This window comes from Acidisphaera sp. L21, from assembly GCF_009765685.1.
In the GTDB taxonomy this organism is placed as follows: Bacteria; Pseudomonadota; Alphaproteobacteria; order Acetobacterales; family Acetobacteraceae; genus LMUY01.
The window spans coordinates 64,042-79,247 of the sequence record NZ_LMUY01000084.1; the positions used below are offsets into that span (position 1 = coordinate 64,042).

The following is a 15,206-nucleotide window of genomic DNA, read 5'->3' on the forward strand; positions in this document are numbered from 1 at the left end:
CCCGTTCACCCGGCGCGCCCAAGGTAACCTGGGTAACCTTCGTACGCTCCTGCGTGCGGGCGCCCCGGCGGGCTGCATTCTTGAACAAGATCTCGTCAAAGGGGGCGCGCGGAATGTGGAAGGAGGAGACGGAGGACTGGTTGGTCGATTGATTGAACGCGAAGGCAGTGCGGCGGCCGGTGTCATCATCGACGAATTCGGCGCCCGGCTTGAACACGCCGATCGCGGCGACGTCGTCCACGACACCCATCCGCTCCAGCAGTGGCATGTTGGCCGGCAGCAGCGACTCGCCAATGTGGAACCGCGGATGCTCTGCCTGCTCCAGCAACACCACGTCCCGCCCGCGCTCTGCCAGCAGGGCCGCCGCCGTGCTGCCCGCCGGGCCGCCGCCAATGACCAGAATGTCGCACGCATGAACCATGGATCAGATCATTCCGCCGTTGATGGAAATCGCCTGGCCCGTAATATAACTTGCGCGGTCGGAACAAAGGAAGCCCACGAGGTCCGCCACCTCCGCCGCCCGCCCGGCGCGCTTCATCGGCACCATCGCGGCAATCTGCGCCGCATCCATCACCGCATCCACCGCCGGGGAGGCGATCAACCCCGGCGCCACCGCGTTGGCCGTGATCCCACGCGACGCAACCTCCCGCGACAGCGACCGAATGGCGCCTTCCAGCCCAGCCTTGGCAGCGGCGTAGTTGACCTGGCCGCGATTTCCCATCTGCGCCGCGACCGAGGACACCGCCACCACCCGGCCCCACCGCGTGCCCATCATCGGCAGGATCAACGGGCGCAGGCAGGCGAAGAAGCCGGTCAGCGACACGTCCAACACATTGCGCCACTGCGCTTCGGTCATGCCGGCCAGCGGCACGTCCTCGTGCGCGCCGGCGTTGTGCACCAGAATTTGCACCGGCCCGGCCGCCAGCACCGGCCCCAGCGCCGCTTCGGTGGCGCCGATGTCGGTGACGTCGCAGGTCATGAACTCGCCGCCGATCGCGGCCGCCAGCGCCTCCGCCCGGGCACGGTTGGCATGGGCATGCACGATCACCCGGCAACCATCGGCCGCCAGTTGGCGGCACATCGCTTCCCCCAGGGGGGACGCCCCGCCCGTCACCAGCGCCCGCTTCATGGCTTTGTCAGGATGATCGTGGCACGGCCTTCCAACAGAACCCGCCCATCCGCCGCATTCAGCCGGATGGCATATAGCAGCCCGGTGGCGTCGCCATGCTCCCGGCGCGCATGGGCGGCCAGGGCGCCAAGCGCCGGGTCATCCAGCCGTGCGGCTGCGATCGTGCTCATGCGTAGGGAGGCGAGATAGCCCGGCGGCTGCGGCGCGCCGCCGCGCAGCGCCCCATGCACCGCCGCGGCCTGCAACGCATATTCAATGCCGCACAATATTCCCAGACGCCCATCCCGCCGAAGCGGATTGGCTGGATCCAGATGCGACACCGCCCGGCACTCGATCGCGTCGGCGGACCAATGCGTGACACTTTCCAGCACGCACATGGCCCCGGCATGGGGGATCAGGCTGGCGATGTCGGGTACGGCGGCGGTCAAACGGTAACCGTCACGGCAAGGCTTCCATCCAGCAACGCAAGGTCGAAGCTGTCGCTCTGCCCCCGCGCCAGCGCTTCCAGCATCCGCAGCGACCGACCGGCGGGGTTGGTGAGCGCCAGGGGCCTCAGATCCGGGTTCAGCGGCGCATCCCGCGTTGCAGCCTCCATCGTCCAACGCAGCCCGATCCGTGGCCCGGCGCCGTCTGGCACGAGCACCATCGCCACCCCGAACACCGACCCGATCTGCCGCGCCGCGTCCAGCGGTGGCGGCATCGGCACGTCGTAGACACACAGCAGCACTGGCTCCCGCTCGGCCGCACACTCCGCGACGCCCTTCATCAGCGCCCCACCGAACGACCAGTCATGACATCCAAGTGAGGTCGCGGGCTGGTTCGACCCCGTCCCGATCGACCAATACCCGGCGGCGGCGTTGTGCACGGAGTTATGGAACTGCGTAGGCGACACAAACCCGTCCGCCTTCGTAAGCGCATCCAGGATGGAGCCGACGGTGATGCCGTCGCCATTTCCGCTGGCGAAGACGGGGCGCAGCGTCACCAGATCCAGCCCGCTCGCAACTGCGGCCGCGCTGGCTACGGCCAGGGCCAGCCGCACCACCGGCCCGGTCCGCCGTCGCTCCGTCGGGGCCAGCAACGCGGGCGGGGGCAGGGCGACATCGCTATGCGCCCAGGCTTCCTCGCCCCTCAAAACCGGCATGCTCGCTTCCCAATTCGGCAAGCCCGGCCCCAGCACCGCTGCCCCCGCCACGCTCACAAACGTCACGCGCGGGCGCCCAGCACCAGGGTGCAATTGATGCCGCCAAACCCGAACGAGTTCACCGCGACCCGGCGCACCGGCCTATACTCCGTCTGCGGAAGCACACGGGCGCGAAACGCAGGGTCCGGTGCGGCCATGCCCAGGCAGCCCGGCATCATCCCATACTCCAGCGCCAGATCCGCAATCGCCACACCCAATATCCCGCAGGCGCCTAGCGTATGCCCGGTCCACCCCTTGGTAGACGAGCACGCCATATCCGGCCCGAACACGCTGGTGACGGCGGCGTCCTCCATCGCGTCATTGGCCTTGGTGCCGGTGCCGTGCAGGTTCACGTAGTCGATCTGGTCCGCCCGCAGCCCAGCCGAGCCCAGCGCGCCCCGCATCGCGCCGATCGCCCCAGCGCCCTCCGGATGTGGTGCGGACATATGGAACCCATCGCTGGTGGCTCCGGCACCCAGAAGCTGCAGCGGCCCATCGCCGCGCTCGACCAGGGCAAAACCCGCCGCTTCCCCGATCGAAATCCCGCTCCGCGCCACATCGCAAGGGCGGCAGGGCACGGGAGACATCAGCTCCAGCGAGGCAAAGCCGCGTAGCGTAAGCCGGCACAGCGTATCCACGCCACCCACCACCGCGGCGTCGCACAACCCGGCCGCCATCAAGTGCCTGGCGTCGATGAACGTCTTGGCCGATGAAGCACAGGCGGTCGAAATCACCAAGGCCGGGCCCCGCAGCCCCAGCGCAGCCCGCACGTATCGGGCGGAAGAGAACATGTCGTGCGTGTGGTCGTAATCAAAGTCCTCGGGCAGCGCGCCATCCTGGCGGCGATTGGCGAACGCCTCCTCCGACGACAGCACGCCGGATGTACTGGTGCCGATGACCACGGCGATGCGGTCGGCGCCGTATCGGGCCTTCGCGGCCTCCAACGCGGTGACGAAGCCATCCGTGCGCAGGGCCATGTCGGCCAGCCGGTTGTTGCGGCAGTCGAACCGCCCCAGCGACGGCGGCAGGGCATGCTGCTCGATCCCGTCGACTCGGCCGATATGGCCGTCGCCATCGAAATCATTTGGACGCAGGCCACTGACGCCCCCCCGCAGCGCATGCAACGTTGCGGCACGCCCGCGGCCAATGGCGCTGACGATGGTGGTCGCGGTGAGGGCAAGCGGCTCAAATGGCATCCGGATGGGGGCGCAATCCGACAAATAGGAAAGAGAAGCACATGGCAGAGACCGCACCAATTGCAACAGTGATCCCGATCGACTGCAGCAATGGCGTATGACAAACCGTCAGCAGCCCAAACGTGAGCAAGGTCATAGCGTTGCACGTCACCAGCGTGCGCAGGGTCCGGGCGCGTTCTTCCTCATCCAACTGCCGCCGGGCGTAGAATAACGCATAGTCCAACCCGACCCCCGCGGTGAATTGCAGCGCCACCACATGGATCAGCGACAGCCGCACACCGCCAGCCGTTAGCAACGCGACCGTGACCAGGCCCGCCGCGCCGATGGCCAGGGCGATGCGCGCCACCATCAGTGGTTCGCGCAGCCCTGCCAGCATCGCCAGGATCGCGGCGAACGCACCCCCTGCCAGCCACCAACCCGCCCGCGCGGCCCCGCCAGCAACCAATGAATCCGTCTCCGCGTGCATATCAACGAATAACGCCCCATGTCCGGCCAGTGCTGCCAGGGGCGCGCCATCCCGCGGCCCGGTGAAGGCAATCGGCCCATACCAGACACCATCCCGTTGAAACAGCAGCGGCGTGAGCCGCGCCGTGATCGCTGGGGCGTCCAACTGCGCCAGCGTCACCGGCGCCGCCACCCGCGCCGTAGCCACCGCCTGCTGGAATGCCGCGAATGCATCCGGCTGGAACGCCGTCCCTTCCGATGCCGCCGCCAACGATGTGGCCAGCGTCTCCGAGTCGGGCAGGGCTGCCTGCCGCGCCTTCTGCGTCGCAGCCGATGGCAACAGCCGGGCCGCGGCCTCGTACCCCGTGATGTCATGACTGGCGACGAGCTGGTCGATCCGGGGCAGCAACGCCTCCTGCGCCGCCAACACCGCATCCGCCGTCGTGCCGCGGATGACCAGCAGGTCGCCCAAATCCGGCGCCCCGATCTCCCGTCGCAATTCGGCATCCTGCGCCAGCGCCTCTGCCGGCACCGGGCTCAGGCGGGAGACGTCGCCCTCCCAATGCGGCCCGCCCATTGCGGCAAGCCCGACGAAAGCCACCCCCAACGGCACCAGGCCCCACAGCCGATAGCGCCGCAACTGCTCCACCCGCAGCAGCCGCGCAGTGTCGCCGGACCACACGGGGGCAAGGTTCGCCGCCACGATCAGCCGCGGCAGGATCAACCGCGTCGCAGCCGCCGCCGCCAGGACGCCCGTGGCGGCAAACAGCCCGATCTGCGCAATGCCGGGAAATCCGGTGAATACCATCCCCGTCAGCCCCAACACCGCGCAGCCCACCGCCAGCGCGAAGGCGCGTCCGATCCGTTGCAGCGTGCCAGCGGCCGGCTCCCCCAGCTTGCGATGACCGATCAGCAGCACCGGGTAATCCACTGTCACCCCTAGCATCGTCATGCCGAATCCCAGCGCTATCCCGTGCACGAAGCCGAACACCAGAGACGTCACCAGCGCGGCAACGGCCGTGCTCAAGACCACAGGCACCGCAATGGCGGCCAACACCGACAGCGACCGAAACCGCCACAGCAGCAACGCCACCACCAGCACGCTCGATACGATCGACAGCAACCGGACGTCCGCCTTGATGCCCGCCGCCGCTTCCCGCGCGAACACGGCGGGGCCAGAGGCGATCAGCCGCGCACTGCCCGGTTTGGCGGCGGCGAAGGCGGCGCGAAGCGCGGCGTCGGCCCCATCCTGCGCGCCGATATCCATGCCGGCTGCCTGCGTCTCCACCAGCAGCAATGCGCGATCGCGGTCCGCGGCGAACCAGACGCCATCCACGGTCCGCAGCGTGGAAGCGCCGATCCAGCCCGGCGCCATGGCCAGAAATGCGCCCGTCGGATCCGGCAGCCCGAACTGCACCACCATTGCCGACGCGGATGACTGCAACTGAGTCATCAACCGCCGCAGATCATCCCGTAATGCCTTCGCGCCGAAGGATTCTGCCGTAGTTCCCGGGGACAGCAGATACCGATGCTCGAACAAGACGCGCTGATCCGGCCCGTCTAGCGTATGCCGCCCGTTGCTCACCAACCGGAACAGCCCGCTTGCATCCAGCCGATCCGCCACATCACTGCTGATGCGCGCGAGTTCGGCCGGCGGCGCGCCCTCGATCCCCATGAGGATCAGACTGGCGGCCGAGCCGGACTGCAGTTCGCGCAGCATGAACCGGCTAGCCTCGGTCCGCCCCACCGGCAGGAAATCGGTCATCTCCGACCGCACGGTGACGAAGCGGAAGACGACCACCGCGAACCCGACCGAGAGTAGGAGCGCCAGAAGAAGCGGAAGCCGCTTCAATCGCCAGCCCGGTGCATCAGGGCGTCGGCGTGATGGAGAGCGTGTCGGTATCGCCGTTCTGCGACACGCTCGAGATCGACCGCACATCCGCACCACCGGCCAGCCGAACCTCTTTCACCAACTGCGCCACCGCCGGGTCGCGCGGGCGCAGCACGATGTGCCAGTCCTCGGTGGTGCCGGTTCCGCTGACGTCGTAGATCCGGCGCAGCAACGGCAGATCGCCTGATAAGGCGCCCCGGATCGTATCCACCAGGGTGCGGATTTGCGGCTGGCCGCCCAATTCGATCACCCGCGGCGCGTCCGCACCGTTGTCGATGACCAGGCGGTCGCCGTCGATCACCAGCCTCTCCCGCTGCGGGGCAGTCGTGTTCTTCTCCAGATGGTCCGGCCGCCGGTAAACCAACACGCCCTGCGATTTCAGCGGCGTCTTCAGCGCGGCCAAGGTCTTTTCCTCGACGAAAATCGCCTGGCGCACCGACGCCTGCGCCAGATGCGTCATCACCTCATCCAGCGGCAGCGTCGAACTTTGAGCCCAACCTGGCCCGGCTAGCAGAAGCAGCGGCAGGCACCAGCGGGCGAGCCTTGGTCGGAACATGCTCGGCGCGCTCCCAAAAGGGGAAGAAATTGAACCAGTTGAACGGATGGGCGCGGCAGGATTGCTCCAGCCAGCGCGCGTAACGCCCGACCACCGCCGAAAGATCGGCATCTCGGCAGGCCCGGCGTAATGTAATCCGTTCGGCAAATGGGGTGAACGTCACCTGGTAGCGGCGCTTGCCCGTCCGCACGGCCTGGAACAATAGCACCGGCACCCCGAGGCTGGCCGCCAGCACGAACGGCCCAACCGGAAAAGCCGCCTGCCGCCCGAAGAACGATGCGAACGTCCGCCGCGCCCCCGTCGGGGCCCGATCCGCCAGAATGCCGACGATGCAGCCAGCGGCAACCGCCTCATGCACCCGCAGCATGGACTGGATGTCGCCGATCGGAATCACATCCTGGGCTGCATCCGGGTCCAGCCGTTCCATGACAGTGCTGTACGCACCGGCATTCGCCCGATACATCAGGACCTTGATCGGCACCGGGCATCGCTCCCGCATGGTGCGCAGCACGGCGAAGCTGCCAAGATGGGCGCCCAGCAATACGCACCCGCGGCCCTGCGCCACTGCAGCATCAACGTCTTCCAGCCCGTTGATCTTCTCGATCGTGATGGTGCCTGCCTTACCCGTCAGCAGCAGGGCGCGGTCCAGGATGGAGCTGGCGAAAACATGGATGTGCCTCAGCACGTCCAGTGGCGTGACACGCCGGCCCAACACCCGGCCCAGATACTCGGTCGACGCGCCGCGCGCCGTGGCGGAGGTGAGATAGAACCACGCCGTGATGCCCGGCAGTACGATCCCGCTGGCGAACCAGGTGAGATGCCGCATGAGCCACAGCATCAGATGCACCAGCCAGGACGCACCCCGTTCGGGACTACGGGACCAATCGCTCATGCGGCCGGCCCGGCAACGCCGTGCAGCACCGCCCGCTCCGCCACTTTGCAGGTGAACGCGACCCGGCCATTGGCCTGTAGCGCGCTGGTGACGTCCACGACATCGCCGGGCAGCACTGGGGCGGTGAATTTGGCGGTGAGCAGCGTCAACCCCGCCGGCAGGCAAGCCATCGCCTCCTCCAGCAACACCACACCGGGCACGATCGGGCGGCCGGGGAAATGCCCCGGCAGGCTGGGGTGGCTGGCGGGAACGGCGAATTGCATCAGGGCGCTTCGCGAAGGGCCTGCAGCGCACTGGCCGGTAGCTTGCCCAACTCGTTGCGGGGAAGCCGGTCCACGTGAACGATGCGGCGGGGCAGAAACACCGGATCGATCCGGCCGCGCAGTGCCGCCAGGATAGCGGGCGCTGCCGCCCCGGGCGCCACGACGAAGGCGGTCATGCGCGCCGCGGCGCGGTGGTCGTCGGCATCTGGCGGCACGAACACCCCGTCCTCCACGCCATCCACCGCGGCCAATTCCCGGTTCAACCCAGCCAGGGACGCGCGGCGGCCGCCCATCTTCACGACATCGCTGCGCCGGCCCAGCAGGCGAAACCGCCCATCCGGCAGTAACTCGACGAAATCATCCAGCGCGTGATCATCCGCGCCCGGTGCCTCCACCAACAACTCACCGTCGCGCGCCCGCAGGCGGATTTGCGCATAGGGCGTCCATTCGGCCCCGTCCGTCGTGCGACGGCTGGCGATGGAGCCGACTTCGGTCGCGCCGAAAATCTCGGACACGATGGTGCTCCATTGGCGCTCCGCCGCCTCCGCCATCGCGTTATCCAAAGGCGCCGTGGCGGAGATGATGCGCGCCAACGCGGGTAACTCCGTCGCGTCCGACAACAGGGCACGCAGTTGCAGCGGCGTCGTCACCAACAGCCGGTCTTCCGGAACGGCGGCCAACGCGGCACGGATATCCGCCGGGTAGAAGGCCGGTCCGCACCAGGCGGAACATGCAGCGTGCATCGGCAGTAGCACTGTCGTCTCGAACCCATACATGTGCTGCGGCGGCACCGTCCCCACGATCGTGGCCGGCTGCGCCGCATCCATGCCGAACGCCACGCCACCGTCCCGATTACGCTCCGCCAGGGCGCCCCAGCGTTTGGCATGCACCAGCGGCGCGCCGGTGCTGCCGGAGGTGAAGACCAGTGCGGCCAAACGATCGGCAGGAATGCCGGGGATCCGGGCCCGCTCGTTTCCTGGCGGCGGCACCGTAACGCCCGGCAACGGCCCCGTGTCTGCCCCGTCCGCCAGCGCGATCGCGCCTGGAAACCGGGCCAGAAGGTCGCGCAGCCGGTCGGGCGACCGGTCGTTGGTCAACAAACTCACCTGGCCACGCAGCAACGCCGCCGCAAACCCCACCGCAAACGCATACCGCCCCGTGCACAAATTTGCCGCATAGGGCGCACCTGGCAGGGTATCGGCCAGTTGACGCGCATCCGCGGCGAACTCGGCGGCGGTGATCGCGCGGCCCGGCAGGCGGAACAGCACCGCGTCTGCCGGCCGATCCACTAAAGGGATGGACTGCTGCACGCTGCTATTTCGTCCGGTGCGTCTCAACGTGATCCGCCAGCGCCCTCAAATTGGCAAAGATCGCCCGGTTCCGGTCATCGTCCGACTTCAGCTCCAGCCCGAACTCGCGGGAGATCGCCAACGCCAGCTCCAACGCATCGATCGAATCAAGCCCCAGCCCATCACCGAACAATGGCGCCACCGGCTCGATCTCGGCGGGTGAGATCTCCAGGTGCAAGGCGGTCACGATCAACATTGCCAGCTCTTGCTCGAACGGGCTCTGCATGGCGATCTCGGCGGGGTGAGTGGCTGTTTCGATGTTCACGATCATTCCTGAATGACAAAGTAGAGGCCGGGCGGCTAAGGGGCAAATTTTTCGACTAGTGTTAAGGTCAGAGGCATGACGAAAACTTTGCGACATTGGGTGCGAATTGTGGCCGTCCCGCTATTATGGGCCGCCGTGATCGCAGCACCCTTCGTCGAACATGCCGCCATTGCCACTGGCCGCTTGATGGGCGTTGCCGTCGTATTCGCCGTCATCCAGGCTGGTATGCTTGGCACGATGGCCCTGCGCCAGACCGGTGTGTTGGAGCGTTGCGTGGGGGTCATCGCCACCGCGGCGTTGCTGTTGCTGCTGCTGGTGCGGGTGGTGCATGCCGATTCCGCTGGCACTGCCGGGCTCATGGCCAGTTCAGGCATCTCGCATGCGATCATCTACAGCTCCCTCCTGCTACTCTTCGGCCAATCACTGCGGCCGGGCCGCACGGCGCTCGTCACCGGCGTCGCGACGCGGATCCGGGGTACTCTCAAACCCCGGATGCTTGCCTACACGCGAACTGTGACAAAGGCATGGTGTCTGTTCTTCGCCGCTCAATTGGTGCTGTCGGCGATTTTGCTGGTGGCAGCACCGCACGAAATCTGGTCGCTATTTGTCAACGTTTTGGATGGGCCTCTGGCGGTTGTGATGTTTGCTGCGGAATACACCATCAGAAGGTGGCGCTTTCGCAACGATCACCATGAATCGCCCTTGGCAACAATACGGTCCTTCGCCCGCGGCCGGGCCGGTGGCTGAGTCACGTTTACCCGCGAGGTCTTGGCGGCCGACGCTCGCGGTCCGGCTGAGCGCCGGCCTGCACGGCACCGCGGCCGGCTTGCTCGCGCTCCACCCACAATGGTGGGCTGGTCTCTCGGCAGGCATTGTGGCGAACCATCTGGCCCTGGCCGGTCTCGGCATGGCCCCGCGCTGCCAATGGCTCGGCCCCACCGCAGATCGTCTGCCGCATCCGGGGCCGTTCGTGGGACTCACCTTCGATGACGGCCCAGATCCGGCGGTTACCCCCCGCGTATTGGACATGCTGGCGGCGTCCGGCGCCACCGCGACTTTCTTCTGCATCGCCGACCGGGCGCGGGCGCACCCGGCGTTGGTCCGCCGCATGCTGGCCGAGGGGCACCGGGTCGAAAACCACACGCTGACCCATCCGCTCTACTTCGCCTTCCTCGCCGGCCCGGCCTTGCGCCGCCAAGTGGAGGACGCGCAATCCGTCCTGGCCGACATCACCGGCCGGCTGCCCGGTTGGTTCCGCGCCCCCATGGGCATTCGAACGGTCTTGTTGGAGGCCGTGTTGGCGCGGGCCGGCCTGGACCTGATCAGCTGGACCCGGCGCGGCTACGACACGCAATGCGCCAACCCCGCCACCGTCCTGGGCCGTTTGCTACGCGACGTGGCGGCCGGCGACGTGCTGCTGCTGCATGACGGCAACAGCGCCGGCCGTCACCTGGCGAGGCCGGTGGTCTTGGATGTCCTGCCGGCTCTGCTCGACGCGCTGGCCGGGCAGGGGCTCAACCCGGTCGCCTTGCCCTACGCCACAGCAGCAGCGGCAGCCGGGCCAGAAACCCGAACATCAGCCGGATATGCATCCAGGTGAGCAAGGTATTGTCCCGGCCGTAGCGAAAATGGCTCACGCCGCCTTCCTCGGGCCGGAAATACCGCACCGGCGCGGGCAGATTGACCGGTCGCACCCCCGCCCAGCTCAGCCGCACCGCGGCCTCGGCATCGAAATCATATCGCCGCATCCAGCGCTGCCTCTGCATGATCGCCAGTAGCGGACCCACCGGGTAGACGCGGAAGCCGAACAGCGAGTCGCCGATCCCCGCCCACATCGTCTCCAGATTTGCCCACCAGTTGGAAATGCGGCGCCCGCCCACCCGCAGCGCCGGCGCTTCCGGCCCGAACTGCGGCACCCCCAGGATCATCGCCGCCGGGTTCGCGCGGGAGGCATCGACGAAGGTCGGGATATAATCCGCCGGATGCTGCCCGTCCGCATCGATGGTGACCACGTGAGTGATCCCCTCCGCCGCGGCATGGCCAAGCCCATGTAATACGGCCGCGCCCTTGCCCTGGTTGCGGGGCAGGATGAACACCCGCAACCCGTCATCCGGCCCCAGCGCGGCCAACGCGGCAGCGGAGCCGTCGGTGCTGCCGTCCAGCACCACCCAAACCAGCGGCCAGGCAGCACGCGCGGCCTGCACTGTCTCGGTCAATTTCGACCCGGTGTTGAACGACGGAATCAAAACGACGTGCTTCAAGGGCGCCCGAGTTCCGTCCGCATATAGCTCTCCAGCGTGGCGCAGAACCGCTCTGCCGGGCCGTCGACGATGAACCGGCGGCCTAACCGCGCGCGGTAATGCAGTGGAAACGCCGGACGGCGCACCAGCGGCCAACCCTTGGACAAATAAGGCGACGTTGCCTCCAGAAACACGGTCTGCACTGGCGCCCCGGCTTGGCGCGCCATCAGCGCGAACCCGCCCTTGAACGCGCCCAACGGTGGGATGGTGGTCCGCGTGCCCTCCGGAAAGATCAGCAATTGGCTGCCGCCGCGCACCGCGCTGGCAGCCCGGCGCACCAGCCGATGCGGCGCGTCGTTGCGAATATACCCGGCCAGCTTCGCCCCCGCACCCAGCGCTGGGTTATTCCACAGCGACGCCTTGGTGATGCACACGACCCGCGGCAAACGCGACGTTACCAGCAGCGCGTCAAGCAGTGTCGGGTGGTTGGGGGCAATCACCAGCCCAGGCTCGTCCCGCAAAGCATCGATCGCCGACAGGTCGAACTGCGCCAGCCCGCTCACCCGCATCAGCGCGAGCAGGGCGCGAAAGCCCCCCATAATCGCCCGCTGACCCAATGGCTTGGAGACGTGCCGCGGTAGCACCCAATACAACAGTGTCGCCGGCAGGTTCCATCCCAGGAACACCACGCCGAACGCCGCAAGCACGAAGTAGAATGCGATCGTCTGGTAGATCCACATCAACCCGACGCCGAGCCGGCTCCCCGGGCGCCGGGTCGGGATGGAAGCATCCATAGGGGGACCCACACGCGGTTTCGATGGCATCGAGCTTAGCGGGGGTGCGCGCCGGGGTCTATCATCCGTCCCGGCGCGGTAGCGGCAGGCCCCGCCCGCGACCGATCGCCGCCTCGCCGAACCGTTTGCGCAACTTGTCCACCGCTGCTTGGGCCGCCACGCGCCGCGCCGCGTGTGGATCGGCCAGATCGCCACGATCTGCCGTGTAGCCCGGCATCAGAGGGGAGGCGCCGATCCCGATCAGCCGGAATGCGGTGCCATCCGCCTCCCGCACCAACAAGCCACGCGCCGCGGCGAACAGCAGATCCGGCAGGACGGTTGGGCCGGGCAGGCGGGCCGCGCGGGTGCGCAAGGCAAACCGGGCAGTCTTCAGCTTCAGTACCACGCCGCCCGCCGCCAACTCCTTTTCCCGCAACCGCCGGGCCAGCTTCTCGGACAGCCGCCACAACGGCCGCTCCAGTTCCGCGATCGTGGAATAATCGGTGTCGAACGTCGTTTCCGCGCTCACCGACTTCGTATCACGCTCGGGATTGACGACCCGTGCATCCTCGCCCCGCGCGCGCCGGGCCAACGACGGCCCGTCATCCCCCAACCGCGCCAGCGCCGCCCGGTCATCCAGCGCACCCAAATGGCCAAGATGCGTGATCCCATGCCCCGCCAGCCGCCGCTCCAGCGCCGGGCCGACGCCGGGCAACGCGCGAACCGGCCAATCCGCCATCACCTCCGCCGCCTCCGTCCCGAACACGGCAAAGCCGCGCGGTTTGTCCTGCCCTGCGGCCAGTTTGGCCAGCAGCCGGTTCGGCGCCAACCCGATCGAGACAGTGAGGCCAAGCGTCGCCTCCACATCCCGGGCGAAGCGGGCAAGCACAACTGCGGGCGGCGCGCCGTGCAACGCCGACGTGCCGGACATATCCACCACCGCCTCGTCGATCGACAGCGGTTGCACCAGCGGCGATAGATTGGCCATGAGTGCCCGGATGCCGTGCGACGCCGCCGTGTATTTGGCGAAATCCGGCCGGATGATCACGGCGTCGGGGCATAGTTTCAGCGCCTTGAACATCGGCATTGCCGAGCGGCATCCATACATGCGGGCGATGTAGCAAGCCGCCGAGACTACGCCGCGCGTGCTCCCACCCACCAGCACAGGCCGGGCCGCCAATTCCGGCCGGTCGCGTTTTTCCACGCTGGCGTAGAACGCGTCGCAGTCGATATGCGCGATGTCGAGGCTGAACAGTTCGGCATGCCGCACGATGCGTCCATGGCCGCATCGGGGGCAGGGCGCCACCACCGTCTCGGCAAAGCAATCCCGGCACAGCCCACGCATACCGCTTGCGTCGGTCCCGCTGCGCTGGGTTGGGAAGGGGCCGCTGGACATGGCCCATGATAGGCGCGCCCTTGCCCAAGCTGCCACTGGTGATCAGGATGGAACCATGGCCGCCGAAACCCTGCTCGACGTCAAAGGCATGAACTGCCCACTCCCGGTGCTGCGGGCCAACCGTGCTCTGCGTGCACTGGCACCCGGCGAAAATCTGCGCGTGCTGGCGACCGACCGGGCCGCCGTGGCGGATTTCCGCTCCTTCTGTCGCGAAACCGGCCACAAGCTGGTCAGCTTCAGCGAGGAAGCTGGCATCTTCTCCTTCACCATCCGCCGCCGTGCCGAAGAACCGCCCGCCAGGGACGCGCCGGAATGAAGCCGGTGGCGCTGTTCACCCACCCGGCCTGCCTGGGTCACGACATGGGTCCGTATCATCCGGAATGCCCCGATCGGCTGCGCGTCGTCCTACAGGCGCTCGAGCACCCGAACTTCGCCTCCCTGCTACGCGAGCAGGCGCCCGAGGCGACGCGGGACCAGCTCTGCCTGGCTCACCCGGCCTCGCATGTGGACCGGATCCTGGCAATCCGCCCGGCGGAGGATGAGAGGGTCTCCATCGACCCAGACACCATCGTCGGCCACGGCTCGCAACAGGCTATGCTCCGGGCTGCCGGCGGGGCCATCGCGGCCGTGGACTCGGTGATGGAAGGTTGGGCCGGCGCCGCTTTCGCCGCGATCCGCCCGCCCGGCCATCATGCAGAGCAGCATCGTGCAATGGGGTTCTGCTTCTTCAACAACGCCGCTATCGCCGCCCGGCACGCCCGCACGCGCTGGGGCCTGGACCGGGTCGCCGTCGTTGATTTCGACGTGCATCATGGCAACGGGACAGAGGATATCTTCGCCTCCGATCCCTCCCTATTCTACGCATCCAGCCACCAACACCCCTGCTACCCAGGCACGGGCTCGGCCCGCGACACCGGCGTGGCCAACAACGTGGTGAACGCGCCATTGCCCCCCGGCTCCGGCAGCGCCGCCTTCCGCGCCGCATGGGAGGATCGCATTATCCCCGCGCTGAGTGCATGGCAGCCACAGCTGCTCATCATCTCCGCCGGATTCGACGCCCACAAAGCCGATCCACTAGCCGAGCTCCAGATTGAGACAGAGGACTTCGCCTGGCTGACCGACCGGCTGCTCGACATCGCCGATTCGCACTGCCGGGGGCGCGTCGTCTCGCTTCTGGAGGGTGGCTACGATCTGGGTGCACTCGCCGCATCCACCGCGTCGCACGTAACGCGGCTGATGCGCATCTGAGTTGCGGCACGCGCGCAACACTGTGATGTTGTTGCACGGGTGAAGTGTTGTCCGCCACGGGCGGAGCGCGTAAGCACGGTAGACCGAGGAGAGCGCGCATGTCGCAAGACATCTCCGGCCTGTCGTTCGAAGACGCGCTGGCCGAACTTGAGCGAATCGTTAAGGGCTTGGAAGGCGGCCAGCAGAAGCTGGAAGACGCTATCTCGGCCTATGAACGAGGCGCCGTACTACGCCAGCACTGCGAATCCAAACTCGCTGAGGCGGAGGCGCGCGTTCAAGCCATCGTTCAGCGGGCCGACGGCTCGCTAGCGGCCCGCGCCCTCCCATAGAGGAGCTATCAATCCCCATGAACGCCCCGATTCTCCCGCCGCGCCTGTCGACCCC

At 67.7% G+C, this 15,206-nt stretch carries 19 protein-coding genes; 5 read left to right on the forward strand and 14 right to left on the reverse strand.

Going from position 1 to position 15,206, the window contains the following annotated elements; all coding sequences use genetic code 11:
- From GSQ76_RS17835 to GSQ76_RS17885, 11 genes are all read right to left on the reverse strand, one after another.
- Window positions 1-421 (reverse strand): NAD(P)/FAD-dependent oxidoreductase (locus GSQ76_RS17835; RefSeq protein WP_158745486.1); only part of this gene is annotated, 421 nt, incomplete at its 3' end.
- A 3-nt stretch (window positions 422-424) separates the two neighbouring features.
- Window positions 425-1,129 (reverse strand): 3-oxoacyl-ACP reductase FabG, encoded by a 705-nt coding sequence (gene fabG / locus GSQ76_RS17840; protein ID WP_158745487.1) that lies wholly within the window; start codon window positions 1,127-1,129, stop codon window positions 425-427.
- Window positions 1,126-1,557 carry a phosphotransferase gene (locus GSQ76_RS17845; protein ID WP_216851121.1) on the reverse strand — a complete coding sequence of 144 codons (432 nt, stop codon included), beginning with the start codon at window positions 1,555-1,557 and terminating at the stop codon, window positions 1,126-1,128. The genes fabG and GSQ76_RS17845 overlap by 4 nt, the downstream gene beginning before the upstream one ends.
- Window positions 1,554-2,336, reverse strand: a complete 783-nt coding sequence (locus GSQ76_RS17850; RefSeq protein WP_254070479.1) for a beta-ketoacyl synthase chain length factor — start codon at window positions 2,334-2,336, stop codon at window positions 1,554-1,556. Before GSQ76_RS17850 ends, GSQ76_RS17845 begins: the two co-directional genes overlap by 4 nt.
- On the reverse strand, window positions 2,333-3,505 hold the full coding sequence (locus GSQ76_RS17855; RefSeq protein ID WP_158745488.1) for a beta-ketoacyl-[acyl-carrier-protein] synthase family protein: 1,173 nt from the start codon (window positions 3,503-3,505) through the stop codon (window positions 2,333-2,335). Before GSQ76_RS17855 ends, GSQ76_RS17850 begins: the two co-directional genes overlap by 4 nt.
- A complete protein-coding gene (locus GSQ76_RS17860) occupies window positions 3,495-5,801 on the reverse strand; it encodes an MMPL family transporter (RefSeq protein WP_158745489.1) in 2,307 nt (768 codons plus the stop codon). Before GSQ76_RS17860 ends, GSQ76_RS17855 begins: the two co-directional genes overlap by 11 nt.
- A gap of 16 nt (window positions 5,802-5,817) precedes the next feature.
- The gene (locus GSQ76_RS17865; protein WP_158745490.1) at window positions 5,818-6,300 is read right to left on the reverse strand and encodes a LolA-related protein; all 483 of its coding nucleotides are present in this window, start codon (window positions 6,298-6,300) and stop codon (window positions 5,818-5,820) included.
- Window positions 6,301-6,304: 4 nt separating this feature from the next.
- Window positions 6,305-7,288, reverse strand: coding sequence for a hypothetical protein (locus GSQ76_RS17870; RefSeq protein WP_158745491.1), 984 nt, complete (start codon window positions 7,286-7,288; stop codon window positions 6,305-6,307).
- Entirely contained in the window at window positions 7,285-7,551 is a 267-nt protein-coding gene (locus GSQ76_RS17875) for a hypothetical protein (RefSeq protein ID WP_158745492.1), read from the reverse strand. Before GSQ76_RS17875 ends, GSQ76_RS17870 begins: the two co-directional genes overlap by 4 nt.
- A complete protein-coding gene (locus GSQ76_RS17880) occupies window positions 7,551-8,861 on the reverse strand; it encodes an AMP-binding protein (protein WP_158745493.1) in 1,311 nt (436 codons plus the stop codon). Before GSQ76_RS17880 ends, GSQ76_RS17875 begins: the two co-directional genes overlap by 1 nt.
- Before the next feature lie 4 nt (window positions 8,862-8,865).
- Window positions 8,866-9,165 (reverse strand): phosphopantetheine-binding protein, encoded by a 300-nt coding sequence (locus tag GSQ76_RS17885; protein WP_335904910.1) that lies wholly within the window; start codon window positions 9,163-9,165, stop codon window positions 8,866-8,868.
- A gap of 75 nt (window positions 9,166-9,240) precedes the next feature.
- On the opposite strand from GSQ76_RS17885, the gene GSQ76_RS17890 reads away from it, so the two are divergent.
- Window positions 9,241-9,912 (forward strand): hypothetical protein, encoded by a 672-nt coding sequence (locus GSQ76_RS17890; protein WP_158745494.1) that lies wholly within the window; start codon window positions 9,241-9,243, stop codon window positions 9,910-9,912.
- 127 nt (window positions 9,913-10,039) lie between these two features.
- Window positions 10,040-10,765, forward strand: coding sequence for a polysaccharide deacetylase family protein (locus tag GSQ76_RS17895; protein ID WP_216851122.1), 726 nt, complete (start codon window positions 10,040-10,042; stop codon window positions 10,763-10,765).
- On the opposite strand, the gene GSQ76_RS17900 is transcribed toward GSQ76_RS17895, so the two are convergent.
- The 3 genes from GSQ76_RS17900 to GSQ76_RS17910 all read right to left on the reverse strand — a co-directional run bounded on the left by GSQ76_RS17900 (window position 10,680) and on the right by GSQ76_RS17910 (window position 13,523).
- A complete protein-coding gene (locus GSQ76_RS17900; RefSeq protein WP_216851123.1) occupies window positions 10,680-11,426 on the reverse strand; it encodes a glycosyltransferase family 2 protein in 747 nt (248 codons plus the stop codon). The two genes, GSQ76_RS17895 and GSQ76_RS17900, sit on opposite strands and share 86 nt — an antisense overlap.
- Complete coding sequence (locus GSQ76_RS17905) at window positions 11,423-12,199, reverse strand: 1-acyl-sn-glycerol-3-phosphate acyltransferase (protein ID WP_158745496.1); 777 nt, start codon at window positions 12,197-12,199, stop codon at window positions 11,423-11,425. Before GSQ76_RS17905 ends, GSQ76_RS17900 begins: the two co-directional genes overlap by 4 nt.
- A 61-nt stretch (window positions 12,200-12,260) precedes the next feature.
- Window positions 12,261-13,523, reverse strand: coding sequence for a DNA polymerase IV (locus GSQ76_RS17910; protein WP_158745511.1), 1,263 nt, complete (start codon window positions 13,521-13,523; stop codon window positions 12,261-12,263).
- Window positions 13,524-13,629: 106 nt separating this feature from the next.
- Here GSQ76_RS17910 and GSQ76_RS17915 point away from each other — a divergent pair, with 106 nt between their 5' ends.
- The 3 genes from GSQ76_RS17915 to GSQ76_RS17925 all read left to right on the forward strand — a co-directional run bounded on the left by GSQ76_RS17915 (window position 13,630) and on the right by GSQ76_RS17925 (window position 15,151).
- Window positions 13,630-13,890 (forward strand): sulfurtransferase TusA family protein, encoded by a 261-nt coding sequence (locus GSQ76_RS17915; RefSeq protein ID WP_158745497.1) that lies wholly within the window; start codon window positions 13,630-13,632, stop codon window positions 13,888-13,890.
- Window positions 13,887-14,822 (forward strand): histone deacetylase family protein, encoded by a 936-nt coding sequence (locus tag GSQ76_RS17920; protein ID WP_158745498.1) that lies wholly within the window; start codon window positions 13,887-13,889, stop codon window positions 14,820-14,822. Before GSQ76_RS17915 ends, GSQ76_RS17920 begins: the two co-directional genes overlap by 4 nt.
- Window positions 14,823-14,920: 98 nt before the next feature.
- Window positions 14,921-15,151 carry an exodeoxyribonuclease VII small subunit gene (locus tag GSQ76_RS17925; RefSeq protein WP_158745499.1) on the forward strand — a complete coding sequence of 77 codons (231 nt, stop codon included), beginning with the start codon at window positions 14,921-14,923 and terminating at the stop codon, window positions 15,149-15,151.
- The last annotated feature ends 55 nt before the right edge of the window (window positions 15,152-15,206 follow it).